This is a genomic window from Flavobacterium arundinis, from assembly GCF_038289855.1.
GTDB classification, from domain to species: Bacteria; Bacteroidota; Bacteroidia; order Flavobacteriales; family Flavobacteriaceae; genus Flavobacterium; species Flavobacterium arundinis.
The window spans coordinates 100,493-113,788 of sequence record NZ_JBBYHR010000009.1; the positions used below are offsets into that span (position 1 = coordinate 100,493).

A 13,296-nucleotide genomic window follows, 5' to 3' on the forward strand; every position below is an offset into this window, starting at 1 on the left:
TACCCTGTTTTATTGGGGATGAAGGTGTATATCCAAGTCCAAAAAAGATATATTTGCGCTACACTTTAACTTAAACCAACTTAATTATTTATGAAAAAACTTAAAAATGCACTATTTGTATTGTTTGTCGGATTGGCTGCATCGTGTTCTTCTGACAGTGACACCCCGGTGAACAACCCAATTACCGGAGACGATTATTTCAATTACACTATTGATGGAGTAGAGCAGGATATAACTCAGATTACTGCGGTTAGATCAGGCAACATGTTTGAGGTAGTAGGTACGGCTGCCAGTGGCAGGGTAGTTGATGTCCAATTTAATAAATGGGGCGATGTAGGCGATGTACAGACCCTGGCAAATGATTTCAATATCCCATGGAGGACTACTTATCATTACTTCAAATCGAATTACTTTACGTTTGAGCTTGTTTCTATTGATGAGGCGACCAAAAAAGTAAAAGTCAATTTCTCAGGGAAAGTATATGATGATGAATATATCCTAAGCGATGGTTTTTCTGTTATTGAAGGAAGTTTCCAGGTTACTTATACAGACGTAGCGCCGATCATTTCAGGACTAGGTGTTTCTGCAACCGTTGCGGGTCAGGAATGGCATGATTCCGATGGCGACATTACCGGAGGATGGGCTGGAGAGGACATGACGCTAAATGCATCGAACGACACTAAATACACAATAGGTATTGTTACTAACCACGATGACACGGTAGTTGGCAATTACAGCATTGGCCCTAACGAGACATCGAACAAAATGAAGCTGTTCGTGTATAATACCGAAACAGATGAAGAAGACGAGTATATTACGGTATCCGGCAATATGAACGTAACAACAAAGACAGAGGGATTGCAGTATACTGTTATTGAAGGCACTTTCAACTTTATTGCTAAAAATCCGGACACAAACCAAACGGTAACTATAACCGGCGGTTCATTTAAACAGGCTTACGAAACTCCTTAATCCGGAATTTACATATATCCAAAAGCCCGCCCGAGCGGGCTTTTGTCGTTTTTATAAAATTCATCGTAGCTTTGCAGCATGGCAGGCATTTACATCCACATTCCTTTTTGCAGGCAGGCATGCCACTATTGCGATTTCCATTTTTCGACTTCTATGAAAAAGAGGGATGAAATGGTGTTGGCACTAGCCAAAGAGATCGCCATGCGCCGTGAGGAATTTTCCGCAGAAATTGTTGAAACGATCTATTTCGGGGGAGGTACGCCATCAGTGCTTTCCAATGAAGAAATTCAATTCCTGATCGATGCGGTATATACCAATTACACGGTCGGCTCCAATCCCGAAATTACGATTGAAGCCAATCCCGACGACCTTTCTTCAGAGAGGATAATCCAGTTGTCACAAAGCCAAGTTAATAGGCTGAGCATCGGTGTACAATCCTTTTTTGAGGACGACCTGAAGCTCATGAACCGTGCCCACAACGCTCTTGAGGCAGAAGAGTGCATTATTGAAGCCGTTAAGCATTTCAACAATATTTCCATCGACCTGATCTATGGTATCCCGGGAATGAGCAACGAACGCTGGATTGAGAATGTAGAGAAAGCACTGTCCTTCGGGATCCCGCACATATCAAGTTATGCACTCACGGTTGAGCCGAAGACAGCATTGCACACCCTTGTGAAGAAAGGCATTATTTCCGCACCAAGCGACGAGTCCGCACAGGAGCAGTTCCAAATACTTGTCGATACGCTCGAAGCGAATGGCTTTGTGCATTACGAACTGTCCAACTTTGGGAAGGAAGGCTATTTTTCACGCAATAATACCGCCTACTGGCTGGGCAAAAAATATATCGGTATTGGCCCATCTGCACACAGCTATGACGGCACACGCCGTAGTTGGAACATTGCTAATAATGCACTTTATTTAAAGTCCGTAGGCGACGATATGCTGCCTTCGGAAACCGAAAAACTCACCATTGCCGACCGCTATAACGAATATGTGATGACCGGATTGCGCACCATTTGGGGTGTTTCACTGGAACGCGTTGAAACCGAACTCGGCAGTATGTACAGAGCGCATCTTGAAAAAGAAGCTGCTAAATTCATTACGCAGGGGCTGCTTACCAATGACAACGGCATCATAAAAACCACCAAAAGCGGAAAGTTTTTGGCCGATGGTATTGCAAGTGACCTGTTTTTCCTAAATTTGGATTGAACTAAAAAAAATTCCTTTTAAGCCGTCGTATGTGTCATTTCGACCGAAGCGCAGCGTAGTGGAGAAATCTCAAGTTATTAATAGAGATTCTTCCTTCGTCAGAATGACAAACGGTTACGATAGGCTGACAGAGGGTGAGGCCAAATGAAAGCAACCATACAACACAACAACACAACCTTCGAAGTTGATCTCTCGCAACCCATCGATATTTCGATTCCCCTAACCGACAGTGAAGAAAACCCGATTGCATGGTACCTTAGCAAGCCGGTTATCGAACCGGTAAAAATGGGCGACTGGACCGGGAAAGTGAGCGAAGGCGCATCGACTAATTTTAATAATATCTTCTTCAATCCGCACGGGCACGGTACGCACAGCGAATGCCTTGGCCATATCACCAAAGATTTTTATAGTGTCAACCGGGCGCTGAAGCAATTCTTCTTTTTGGCCGAAGTGGTTTCGATACAGCCGAAAATGCAGGGTGAAGACTTTGTAATAACGAAAGCCCAAATTGAGAATGCATTAAACGGGAAGATGCCGGAAGCATTAGTTATCCGCACGCTCCCGAATGATCCGGATAAGAAGTCTAAAAATTATAGTAATACCAATCCGCCCTACCTGGAAGAAGCGGCTGCCTTGTTCATTCGCGAATGCGGGATAAAGCACCTGCTGATCGATCTCCCAAGCGTGGATAGGGAAGAGGACGAAGGAAAGTTGGTTGCGCACAAAGCATTTTGGAATGTCACCGATGTGAACAACCTCAACAGCGATGCCCGCCATGATGCCACGATAACCGAAATGGTGTTTGTCGCTGATACAGTCGCCGATGGCAGCTACCTTCTGAACCTGCAGATTGCCTCGTTCGAGAATGATGCAAGTCCGTGCAAACCTGTTCTATATAAAATTGCCTGATATGGTTGAAATTTCTACCGATAAGAGCAGGCTCAATGTGCCTTTTATACAAAGTGTGCTGACGGAGCTGTATTGGGCGAAAGGCCGTACCATAGAAGAAGTTCAGACCACGATCGATCATTGCCTATGCTTCGGGGTTTACCTGGACAAGGAGCAGATCGGTTTTGCGCGTATCGTTACCGACTATGCCGTGTTCGCTTACCTGATGGATGTATTTATTGTCGAAGAGCACCGTGGCAAAGGATATTCGTCGCAGCTTATGGAAGCCATGATGAATGAGCCGTCACTGCAAAAGATACAGATATGGCGGCTTGCCACAACCGACGCGCACTTTCTTTACAAAAAGTTCGGTTTTACAGAGCTGGCGCATCCGGAAAAATTAATGGAGAAGATAACTAAAAAAATAAAATAATGAACACACTCATAAAACTTGAAGAAGCCGCCCTTTTCGGATTAGGCATTTACTTATTCACACTGCTTAATTTTGAATGGTGGTGGTTTGCGGCACTACTATTAACACCCGACCTTTCCATGCTCGGTTACCTCGGCGGCAATAAATCCGGAGCGTGGATGTATAATTTTTTCCACCACAGAGGGATAGCCATTGCCGTTTATCTGCTTGGGATTTATTTGGCGAACCAGTGGCTGGAACTGGCTGGCGTGATGCTTTTTGCGCATTCCTCAATGGACCGTATGTTCGGCTATGGCCTTAAATATGAGGAAGGTTTTAAATTTACTCATTTGGGAAACCTTGAAACTAAGAAACCATGACCATACAGGATTACTACGACTACTGCCTTTCTAAAAAAGGCGTTACAGAGCACTTTCCATTCGATGAGGATACGCTTGTATTCAAGGTCGGTGGCAAGATGTTCGCGCTGTCATCGCTTTCGCAATGGGAAAAGAACGAGCCTTCTATAAACCTGAAGTGCGACCCCGATCATGGTACAGAACTGCGTGCGCGATACGAAAGCATAAATCCCGGTTACCACATGAGCAAAATCCACTGGAACACCATCAATGTAAATGGCGATGTGCCGAAAAAGCTTTTGACCGAACTTATCGACCATTCCTATGAGCTGGTGCTTAAAAGCCTGACTAAAAAAGCGCAGGCTGAAATTATGCAGCAGGATAATTAGGATTTTTCCGCCGACTTTGTAACTTTGGGCAACAATTATTTATCCGATGAAAGAACATATAAAAAACTTCCTTAACGAAGAGCAGGACCCGAAAGCGGTAGAGAAGATCACTGCTAAAATAGGCGATATACTAATGAGGAATGAGGAGATAGGCTATATCGGTGTACAAAAAAAGCCGGCCATCACGGTGTTCCCCGACAGTATCGTGCTTACCAATAAAAGGATCATCATCTGCAAGCCGAAGAATCTCGGCCTTTCGATGGAATTTACCGATTATTCATGGGCAGAGATTGCCGGCACTTTCGTAAAGGAGAACATATTGGGTTCTGAATTTTCTTTCAACACTACAACCGATATTTCCGTTACGATAGATTATATACCTAAAATACAGGCCCGCAAGATCAACACATTTGCCAGAGAGCAGATGGAGCTTTTGAAAGAAGGCAATGCTCCCGCAAAACCGGAACCTGTTGCTGAGCCTGCGCCAACAGCACAGGAACCACTGCCGTCTGCCCCAATTGCAACCGAGCCTGTTGCTGCCATTGAAGAAATTGAGGAAGTAGAAACGGAAGAAGTAAATGATTTTGCTGAGATAATGCCTGCAGGTCTACAGCCCCATACTCAGGTGTATAATGAACCTGTGGCTCCGGAACCAGTTCCTGCACCTGCAATGGAAGAAAAGCCTGTAGCTAAAGAAAGAGGATTAAGCGACCTCAGCAAGGAAGAGCTTTTTGACAAATTACAGAATTACAAAAAACTGCTCGATAACGGCCTGATCCTTCAAGGCGAATATGATGCCCTGAAGAAAGAGATACTAAGCCATTTATAGCAGGCAGTCGCAATCACCGGATTTTTTATTTACCCAAAACAACATTTATATGGCACAAAATATTGAAGAGCTGATACCGCACAGGGCGCCATTCCTTTTTGTAGATGAGATAACATCGGTAAGTGCCGAGGAAATCATCGCTATAAAAACTTTTGACAATAAGGCCGACAACATGCTGAAAGGGAGTTTCCCGGATTTCGGCTATATTCCGGGTACGATACTCATAGAGTCGATGGCACAAGCAGGCGGTGCAGGCGTAAGGCTTTTGGGCATAACCGACGGCATCTTCGCATTGGTCCAGATCGAATCGGCACAGTTCTTTGCAGGTGCCGGGTTCGGACAACAAATAAAATATGAGGTAAAGAACCTGCGACTTAGCGAAAAGATTATTAAGCAGCAGGGAAAAGCCTACGTTGGCGATACGCTGGTGTTAGAAGCATCCTGGATGTCAATTAAGATAGACGAAAGATAAAAACAAATATCCGGCACTGCCGGATATTTTGTTTTAAAATGTTATGTAAAGGCACAGTATACTTTGTGATTTGTTACTGAATGGACCAGCGCCCATCCGTAGCCTGTCGCGCTAAAAGCGGGATCATCTGCGTTTCATTCTTCACAACTGTGACTGAAAACTAAATACTACATCACACCCTTCTGCTTCTCCGAAAATCTATCGGCCTGCATTTCGAGCATTTCAATAGCTTTTTTCTTCTTGTAATTGTAGAGTTCCCTGTCGTTCCGTATCTCGGCATACACATCGTCATAAATGCCTGCATCGGTTGTTTTGAGCAATTCGCGTTGGTAGTTATTCTGCTCCAGGTTGGTCTTTATGGCCATTTCACTGTCTTCCAGCTTAAAGTCGTATTCCCCTTTTGGCGAAAGCAGCTTGGCGATTATCGGCGAGGTTTCAATAGCTAAAAACAGTAGCATGATAAAGAACGACGGCAGCCACGGCAGCTTGTTCAGGGCATTAATGCGCGCCATAAGACCGTCAAACTTATCGATTATCGGCTGGCTTTCGTTCACTTTTTTATCGAGGTCGGCCTGCAATGTTGTTGCCTGCTTTTCTTTTGCGGCTATCTTTTCGGTATTGGTTTTGCGCAGGGCTTCCAGTTCGGCGAGGGCGGCATCGTGCTTTTGGCGCTTCTCGGCATATACGGGCCCTTTGCCAAGCTTCATGGTGCCTTTCGTGCCTTCTGCTTCGGTAATGTAAGTGCCGTAGAGCGCATTTACCTCTTTCTCTTTTTTGGTTATAGCCGACTTCAGGCTGTCGGTTTCTGCTTTGTTCTTGTCGAGGTCGCCCTGAAAATAATTGGCTACCTGCTTTTTGTTGGCTATAGCCAGTTCATTTTTTTCCTTAAGCAGCACAGTATCGATCTCCTTCTGGAAAATCTTTATCTCCAACGGTTTTGATATTACAATGGCAATGATCATAGCCAACACGATACGCGGCGTAGCCTGCGTAAATTCCTGCCAGAAACGGTCGCGCTTCCGGATGGTGGACACGATAAAACGGTCGAGGTTGAATATCAGCGAGCCCCATACAAAGCCAAAGAAAGTGGCTGCATAAACACTGTCGAATACCGTATAGAGTGCATAGCTTGCGGCTATCCACGCCATGAGCGCGGTGAACAATACGGTTGCGCCTATACCGGCATATTTATTCTGCTCGCCGTTAGAGCAGCTGTAGATGAGGTCTTTGTCGGCCCCGGAACAGGTAATGAAAAAACGTTTTAACATGATTAGTGTTTTTGATGATGATTGATTCTACAAATGTAACGTGTTTTTCGACAGAATGGTATAAGAGGCTGGTATGTTTTGGTTTATGGCAAAAAAAATCCGCCACGTGGGCGGATATTCAATATCAATTGACAGCTACGGACTTTCTGTGCACGACTTCTTTTATCGTTTTCCCGTCTTTTTGCTTATAGACTATTATGCTGCAGCTTTTAGGCTCATAGTTGCCATATTTCCCCGGATCTAATGTTTTCAGGGAATCCAGCTGTGCATCTGAAACTGAAAATACATCAATACTGACAAGTTCATTCGGGTCAATTTTTGCTGCTTCACTACTATGATCCCAGTCATATGGTTCCGGCTCATCTTTTCTATAGGTGATCTTCTCGGTCGTGCTTCCGTCTTTTTCTTTATCTGTTATCTTTATACGTTTATATCCGGCAGCGGGGTCGTCAAACGTTTTTGGATCCGAAACCAATAAGACCTTTTTTTCGTCTTCGGTCACAGTAGTAACCTCGATGCTTCCGGTTGGCGCAATGTTTTTAGTAACAATTGCAGAAGCCGTTTTGTTTTCAACAATATCACTTGTACTGCACGAAAGTAGCATAAGCGTTGCAATTACAGGCAGTACTGCGAATTGTAGTAACGCTGCCCTGGTTTTTGTGGTGGTTTTTGTCATCATTATAAATCGTTTTTTTGTTACGTTGAAATTGATAGTACTCGCCAGTGCGTATACAGGCGAGGGGATTGCTTTCTCAAGCAGAAGGTGCTGGTAGGCCGGTACGTCAGGATGTTTGCTGATTACATTTTCGTCGGCCAGGAATTCATGGTTCATCTGGATGGCCCTTTTGTACAAATACACCAGCGGGTTGAACCAAAATAGGGTCTTAACTAACTCTATAAATAGGATATCCAGTGTGTGCCGCTGGTGGATATGGGTAAGCTCATGCGTTAAAAGTTCCGGAGCTGCAATTTGCTCCTCATAATCCTTTTCAGAAATAAAGATGTTGTTCAGGAAGGTGTGCGGCAATATCTCGTCTTTGAGTATCACTAAAGCAACGTCTTCGTACGCAATTGTCCTGCCTTGTTTTTTTATTTTATAAAAGCGCCTTATGTTGCCTGCAAATCTTATGGCTAGTCCGAATGCGACGAGTCCGTAGATTCCCCATCCGATGTACGGCCAATAATTTACCGCTTGTGGCGCAACTGCGGCTGCAGTTGTCGTTGCCGGGAGCAGGGCCGATGCAGGAGCGCCTCCTGTAACCTGTGGCATAACCGTTATAACCGCAGGCAGGGTGACAAACGGAATTACAAAGGAGAAGATAATCGCCGCCAAAAGGTAAAACCGGTTGAAGCGGTGCATCTTCTCTCTTTCGAGAAGCAGATGATAGGCTGCCAGCAGTACACCCATGCTTATGGTTGATGTGATTAGGAAATCAGTCATTCTATTAGTTTTTGGATTTCTTATTCTGTCCTCCTAGTGCTTACTTTGTGATATTTATTGTTATCGGAAGGTTCCAGGAAGCCCTTACCTTTTCGCCTTTTATCATGCCGGGTTTCCACTTTTCGCTTTCGCCGATCTTCTTAAGAACGCGCATAGCTTCATCTCCCAATCCAAAGCCCGGATCTCTCAGGATTTTTATGTTGGACATGCTGCCGTCTTTTTCCACGACGAATGAAACATATATTTTTGCCGTCATATCGTTATCCACTTTTGGGACTTTGAATTCTTTATTTACAGCGCTATAAAATGCACCCAAACCCCCTGGAAATTCCGGCTTAGGGTCTAATTCAGCCGAAGAATGTATCTTCTCCTCCTGTTCACTATCATCAGTAATGGTATTGGCATGTACAATGAGGTCTGCGGTAATACTATTTTCATTTGGCTTTTTTTCCTCAGCGTTTGCAATTACTTTATTATTTTTTACCTCTTTTGTAATTGTCATTGTATATACCTTGTCAGGATAGTGGTTATTAGTGCCTTTCAGGTGTTTTTCGAAATAGTCAGGCGTATAGAGCTGGTAATGGAATATTTGCGGATTTTTCTTAGTCAATGCTTCCCTGGCCATGGTATAGCCGCTGTAATAGGCGAAATCTGCGGGCTTATATTTGTTCAATAAGGCATTATCCACATCCTTTCCATCGATCTGCAATGCATATCCTTTTTTGTTCTTAAAGCTTTCAAACTCCTTTTTGGTGGGATGCTTTACTGCATAAACCTCCGGCGCGTAGAAAAGATATTCCTGTTTTTGTGCTTCAGTGAGTTCTTCAAACAGCTTGTCTATCTTAATATTATTGGCTTTGTCATCTATAACAACACGTACACCGCTGTAGTAAGCATCGCGCCTTTCATTTTCTGTCTGTCGTCCCTTGGTAGTGGCTCCGGCAACAGGCCTTTTATTTACAGGCTTTTCCTGAGCTACTGTTTCAATGCAAAGAAGGGCGATCAATCCTGCGATTACAGGCAGTGAGGCAAGTTTTAATACCAATGCCCTCGATCTTGTGGTGGCTTTTGTCATCATGGTAAAACGTTTTTTGGTTACAGAAAAATTAAGGCTGCTGGCCAGTTGATAATAGGTTGCGGGTGTTGCTTTTTGAAGGAGTAATTGCTGGTAGCCTGCGATATCGGCATCGGCAACCACCACCTCATCGGCAAGGAATTCATGGTTCAGCTGCATAGCTTTCTTATAGAAATATAGCAGCGGGTTGAACCAAAGCAGGGTTTTCAGGCTTTCGATAAATAATATATCGAGTGTATGCTTCTGGTTGACGTGTACCAGTTCGTGCGTAAATAGCTCCTCCTCAATCCGGCGGTTTTCATAGTCGGACTTGTTGATGAAGATGTAGTGGAAGAACGTGTGCGGCAATACAGGCTCGTCGACCAATACCAGTACAGCGCCTTCGTGGTCTATGGTTTCATTCGTTTTAATCTTCCTGATGAATTGGAAGATATTGAGCGTAAAGCGAATGGCTAATACCAAAGTGATAAGTCCGTAAGTACCCCAAGCGATATAAGGCAGGTAATTGATGGCTGATTCCTGTGTTACGGATGCGTGCGCATCAAATGTGGCAGCAGGCATATTTGATAGCGTTGGCATTGGTTCCGATACTACTTCGGAATATACTTCTATCGCAATAAAAGGAAGCACCAGTGAAAAGGCTATTGCCGCTAAAAGATAGAAGCGGTTAAAGTGGTGCATTTTTTCCCTTTGCAGCAAAAAGTGGAACACTGCCAGCAGCAATCCCATGCTTATGGTCGATTTTATAAGAAAATCAGTCATTGCTTTTCTTTTTGATCTCTGTGTCGATGATCTTCCGGAGTTCTTCCAGTTCTGCGGTGCTCATGTCGGTTTCTTTCGTAAAGAAAGAAGCAAACTGGGCGGCCGAATTGTTGAAGAAGCTTTTTATCATTCCGTTTACCTGTTTCGAAAAGTAATCGGATTTTTCCACGAGGGGAAAGTACTCACGGCTCTTGCCGTATTCCTTATAGCCTACAAAGCCTTTATCGGCCATACGCTTCAGCATGGTCGCCACCGTAGTCGTCGCGGGCTTGGGCTCAGGAAACAGGTCGAGCAGGTCTTTCATGAATGCCTTTTCCAGTTTCCACAAAAATTGCATCAGTTGTTCTTCGGTCTTCGTTAATTGCATAATGCTCTACAATGTTAGAGTTGTTTCTACAAATGTAGAGCAAAAAATAACATGTGCAACTTTTTGGCTAAAAATTTTAAAGTAATTTGTTATTTGATAAATAACATACATGTTTAGGGTTAAAATTGATGGATGTGTAAATCATTCGCTAACAGAATAATATGCGTATCATCGAATGATTTTTTCTATATTTATGCAACCAATAAAATCGTATTGATATGGAAAAAAATATAGCAACCTCCAAAGCGCAGGATGTGTTCAGAATATTACTGGGCTTATTGCTGCTGTTTACAGGCACAAGTCACCTCACTTTTGCACGTACCGATTTTTTAGCACAGGTGCCCAATTGGGTACCGCTAAGTGATGACCTTGTAGTGCTGTTATCGGGAGGTGTCGAGCTGGCTTTGGGATTATCGCTTATACTGCTTGGCAAATATAAAGTATGGGTGGGCTGGGCAGCGGCTATCTTTTTCATAGCGATCTTCCCGGGCAATTATGCCCAATATAAAAATCACGTAGATGCGTTTGGGCTGAATACCGATAACCTGAGGCTAATCCGCCTTTTCATGCAACCTTTACTGGTTATCTGGCCATTGTGGAGCACAGGTGCCTGGAAAGCCGCTTTCGGAGCCTCACCCCAGCCCTCTCCGAGGGAGAGGGAGTAGCTTCACTCGAAGTGGAAGTTGCGAGCCTGTAAACAGCATGTAATTAGCTGAACGCTGCGACTGCGACTGAAAACTTCTACGGCCCCAACTCACCCACAGGCTTAGGCACTTTATACCGGAAAGTTTTATGCCCGGGCGCAATAATTATAATGATAGTGCCTGCTTTATGGTTGCTTTCTTTTTTCACTTTCTCCGTATAGCTGTCAAATTGTTCTTTAGTCAACGCCTGTTTTATAGTAATGGTAACGCGTCCGGGTTCTGTTTTGGTGTCGGTTTGTATGACCTTCAGCTCAGACCGTAACGAATCTGCGGGTGTTAATATAACCTCGTTGACCGTACCTTGACGTACGGAGCCGGGTGAAAGGACAACAACCTCCAATTCGTTTTGCTGTTTTTCCTTTTTGACCGAATCCGCCTTAAACAATACTGCCTGTGGCATCAGGCTGTCCTTTGCAATTAATTTTTCCCCGAACATAATACTTTCCGGCTTTAGGGTAGGAGCATCTGTCAATTTAATTTTTGTATTCTCTTTTATTTGCAACACCTCTCCGGAAGGTTTATATCCTGCGGGAGACACGGTTTCCATTTTTACGGCATGAGACGTAAGCCTTAAAGTATCTTTTGATATTATTACAGCATCAGCCGGACGTAGTACACCGGGAGTGGGAGCAAGGCTGGCGGCACCGGGTTGAAGCACCGGCAACTTAACTTTTTTTATAGTATCAGTAATGTCATATTCGCTGTGCACAGTGGCATCTTCAACAACTTTGGTATTATTGCTTTTGTGGCCTGTTACTCCTGCATCCTGTGGCTTTGCAGTTTCTTCACCTGCTTTAGGACTATAGGCCACCATCCAGATTATTGCAACAACAACACCCAATACGTTCATTATCAATAGCTTTTTAAGCAGTGAAAGACCGGGTTTATCTGTAGCAGCCTGCGGTGCCTCATTAAGCCCGTTTTCTATTTTGGCCCATAAAGCATCGCCCGGCGCTTCGTCAAAGGATTGCTTCCTGCCTTTAAAAAAATCGTATAGTTCTTTATCTTCCATGGCTTCCTGTTTTAGTGGCAGGGCTGAAAAAGGCCTGCTTTAATTTTTCCTTTGCATAATGCAGCTGCGATTTTGATGTGCCTTCGGATATGCCAAGCTGTTCGGCGATCTCGGCATGCTTGTACCCTTCAATGGCATAAAGGTTAAATACGATCCGAGCGCCATCGGGCAATGTTTTCAGCATTGCTTCAATATCGTCATTGTGCGAATGTGATGATGTTTCATCCGGGGCAGGCAATTGTATTGTATCGGTGGTCACTTCAATAGAAAATGTGGTTTTCTTTCGCAGTTCCATAAGGCAGCAGTTTACGGCGATCTTTAGTATCCAGCCTTCAAAACTGCCTTCGTTTTTGTACTGTCCTATATTTTTGAAAACAGAAAGGAACGTATTCATGGCCATTTCCTCCGCGCGCTCCCTGTCCTTCATATACCGCTTGCATATACCCATGACTTTTGGGCCATGCAGGGCATAAGCATGGTGCTGTGACAGTCGGTCCTGCCGCGCGCAGCCGGAAATAAGTTCCTGTTCGGACATCAATTAACTTTTAGTGTATTGCCTTCCATTTGTATTTCGGTGTAAACGGGCTTTACGATTTCTTCGCCGCTGCAATCAATAAACCCATACAATCCCTCCCGTTTTACCAATATCCAGCCCGGCTTGTATTCGTCCTGGCGGCCTATCATCTCATATTGCGCTTCGACAATTACATTGCCATAAGTATCGACAAGGCCATAAAGCCCGTTTTTCCGTACCAGCGCCATATTGCTGCAGCATTCGCCGAAACGGCCTATCTCCTCATAAACAGGCGGTATTATTTCCTCCCCGGTCTCATCCAGGTACCCTGTAAGCCCCTCGTTATAAACTTTTACCCAATTGCTCTCAGGCCCAGATTCCTTTTGGAATGCAATAAAATTTTGCGAGTATGCGCTTAATGTAAATATAAATAATGTGCTCGTTAAAATCGTTTTCATATCCTTGTTATTAATGGTTCTTTCCTGTAAAGATGCAGGTCGGGTCAAAAGGGTTGTAATGGGCATAAAAAAAATCCGCCGTTTTTGGCCTCACCCCCAACCCCCTCTCCAAAAGAGAGGGGGCAGCTTCACTCCTGCCTGCGTACTCTTAGGTAATGCGCT

16 protein-coding genes are annotated in these 13,296 nt (G+C 44.2%); 9 read left to right on the top strand and 7 right to left on the bottom strand.

From position 1 onward, the window contains the following. The first annotated feature begins 90 nt into the window (after positions 1–90). The 8 genes from AAEO56_RS15335 (at position 91) to AAEO56_RS15370 (ending at position 5,533) form a co-directional block, all read left to right on the top strand. Positions 91–972, top strand: coding sequence for a DUF6252 family protein (locus AAEO56_RS15335; RefSeq protein ID WP_341697940.1), 882 nt, complete (start codon positions 91–93; stop codon positions 970–972). 78 nt (positions 973–1,050) lie between these two features. Further along, positions 1,051–2,184 carry a radical SAM family heme chaperone HemW gene (gene hemW, locus AAEO56_RS15340; RefSeq protein WP_341697941.1) on the top strand — a complete coding sequence of 378 codons (1,134 nt, stop codon included), beginning with the start codon at positions 1,051–1,053 and terminating at the stop codon, positions 2,182–2,184. A gap of 144 nt (positions 2,185–2,328) precedes the next feature. Next, the gene (locus AAEO56_RS15345) at positions 2,329–3,093 is read left to right on the top strand and encodes a cyclase family protein (RefSeq protein WP_341697942.1); all 765 of its coding nucleotides are present in this window, start codon (positions 2,329–2,331) and stop codon (positions 3,091–3,093) included. A 1-nt stretch (position 3,094) separates the two neighbouring features. Beyond that, the gene (locus tag AAEO56_RS15350; RefSeq protein ID WP_341697943.1) at positions 3,095–3,505 is read left to right on the top strand and encodes a GNAT family N-acetyltransferase; all 411 of its coding nucleotides are present in this window, start codon (positions 3,095–3,097) and stop codon (positions 3,503–3,505) included. Next, positions 3,505–3,864: a DUF4260 domain-containing protein gene (locus AAEO56_RS15355; RefSeq protein WP_341697944.1), complete on the top strand. Its 360-nt coding sequence runs from the start codon at positions 3,505–3,507 to the stop codon at positions 3,862–3,864. The genes AAEO56_RS15350 and AAEO56_RS15355 overlap by 1 nt, the downstream gene beginning before the upstream one ends. After that, positions 3,861–4,232: an MmcQ/YjbR family DNA-binding protein gene (locus AAEO56_RS15360; protein ID WP_341697945.1), complete on the top strand. Its 372-nt coding sequence runs from the start codon at positions 3,861–3,863 to the stop codon at positions 4,230–4,232. Before AAEO56_RS15355 ends, AAEO56_RS15360 begins: the two co-directional genes overlap by 4 nt. A gap of 46 nt (positions 4,233–4,278) precedes the next feature. Further along, positions 4,279–5,061, top strand: a complete 783-nt coding sequence (locus tag AAEO56_RS15365) for a PH domain-containing protein (protein ID WP_341697946.1) — start codon at positions 4,279–4,281, stop codon at positions 5,059–5,061. 49 nt (positions 5,062–5,110) lie between these two features. Beyond that, a complete protein-coding gene (locus AAEO56_RS15370) occupies positions 5,111–5,533 on the top strand; it encodes a 3-hydroxyacyl-ACP dehydratase FabZ family protein (protein ID WP_341697947.1) in 423 nt (140 codons plus the stop codon). A 167-nt stretch (positions 5,534–5,700) separates the two neighbouring features. Here the strand turns inward: AAEO56_RS15370 and AAEO56_RS15375 are convergent, their stop codons facing one another. The 4 genes from AAEO56_RS15375 to AAEO56_RS15390 form a co-directional block, all read right to left on the bottom strand. After that, complete coding sequence (locus AAEO56_RS15375) at positions 5,701–6,801, bottom strand: DUF4407 domain-containing protein (protein ID WP_341697948.1); 1,101 nt, start codon at positions 6,799–6,801, stop codon at positions 5,701–5,703. A gap of 124 nt (positions 6,802–6,925) precedes the next feature. Then, positions 6,926–8,242, bottom strand: coding sequence for a M56 family metallopeptidase (locus AAEO56_RS15380; RefSeq protein WP_341697949.1), 1,317 nt, complete (start codon positions 8,240–8,242; stop codon positions 6,926–6,928). A 40-nt stretch (positions 8,243–8,282) separates the two neighbouring features. Then, positions 8,283–10,079: a M56 family metallopeptidase gene (locus tag AAEO56_RS15385; protein ID WP_341697950.1), complete on the bottom strand. Its 1,797-nt coding sequence runs from the start codon at positions 10,077–10,079 to the stop codon at positions 8,283–8,285. Continuing rightward, on the bottom strand, positions 10,072–10,446 hold the full coding sequence (locus AAEO56_RS15390; protein WP_341697951.1) for a BlaI/MecI/CopY family transcriptional regulator: 375 nt from the start codon (positions 10,444–10,446) through the stop codon (positions 10,072–10,074). Before AAEO56_RS15390 ends, AAEO56_RS15385 begins: the two co-directional genes overlap by 8 nt. Before the next feature lie 218 nt (positions 10,447–10,664). Here AAEO56_RS15390 and AAEO56_RS15395 point away from each other — a divergent pair, with 218 nt between their 5' ends. After that, entirely contained in the window at positions 10,665–11,111 is a 447-nt protein-coding gene (locus tag AAEO56_RS15395; protein WP_341697952.1) for a DoxX family protein, read from the top strand. A 76-nt stretch (positions 11,112–11,187) separates the two neighbouring features. Here AAEO56_RS15395 and AAEO56_RS15400 read toward each other — a convergent pair whose 3' ends face one another. Genes AAEO56_RS15400 through AAEO56_RS15410 form a run of 3 tightly spaced genes read right to left on the bottom strand, consistent with a single transcriptional unit; the run spans position 11,188 to position 13,134 of the window. Further along, a complete protein-coding gene (locus AAEO56_RS15400; protein ID WP_341697953.1) occupies positions 11,188–12,162 on the bottom strand; it encodes a hypothetical protein in 975 nt (324 codons plus the stop codon). Further along, positions 12,152–12,697, bottom strand: coding sequence for an RNA polymerase sigma factor (locus tag AAEO56_RS15405; protein WP_341697954.1), 546 nt, complete (start codon positions 12,695–12,697; stop codon positions 12,152–12,154). The genes AAEO56_RS15400 and AAEO56_RS15405 overlap by 11 nt, the downstream gene beginning before the upstream one ends. Beyond that, positions 12,697–13,134, bottom strand: a complete 438-nt coding sequence (locus AAEO56_RS15410) for a WG repeat-containing protein (RefSeq protein ID WP_341697955.1) — start codon at positions 13,132–13,134, stop codon at positions 12,697–12,699. Before AAEO56_RS15410 ends, AAEO56_RS15405 begins: the two co-directional genes overlap by 1 nt. Positions 13,135–13,296: the final 162 nt, after the last annotated feature.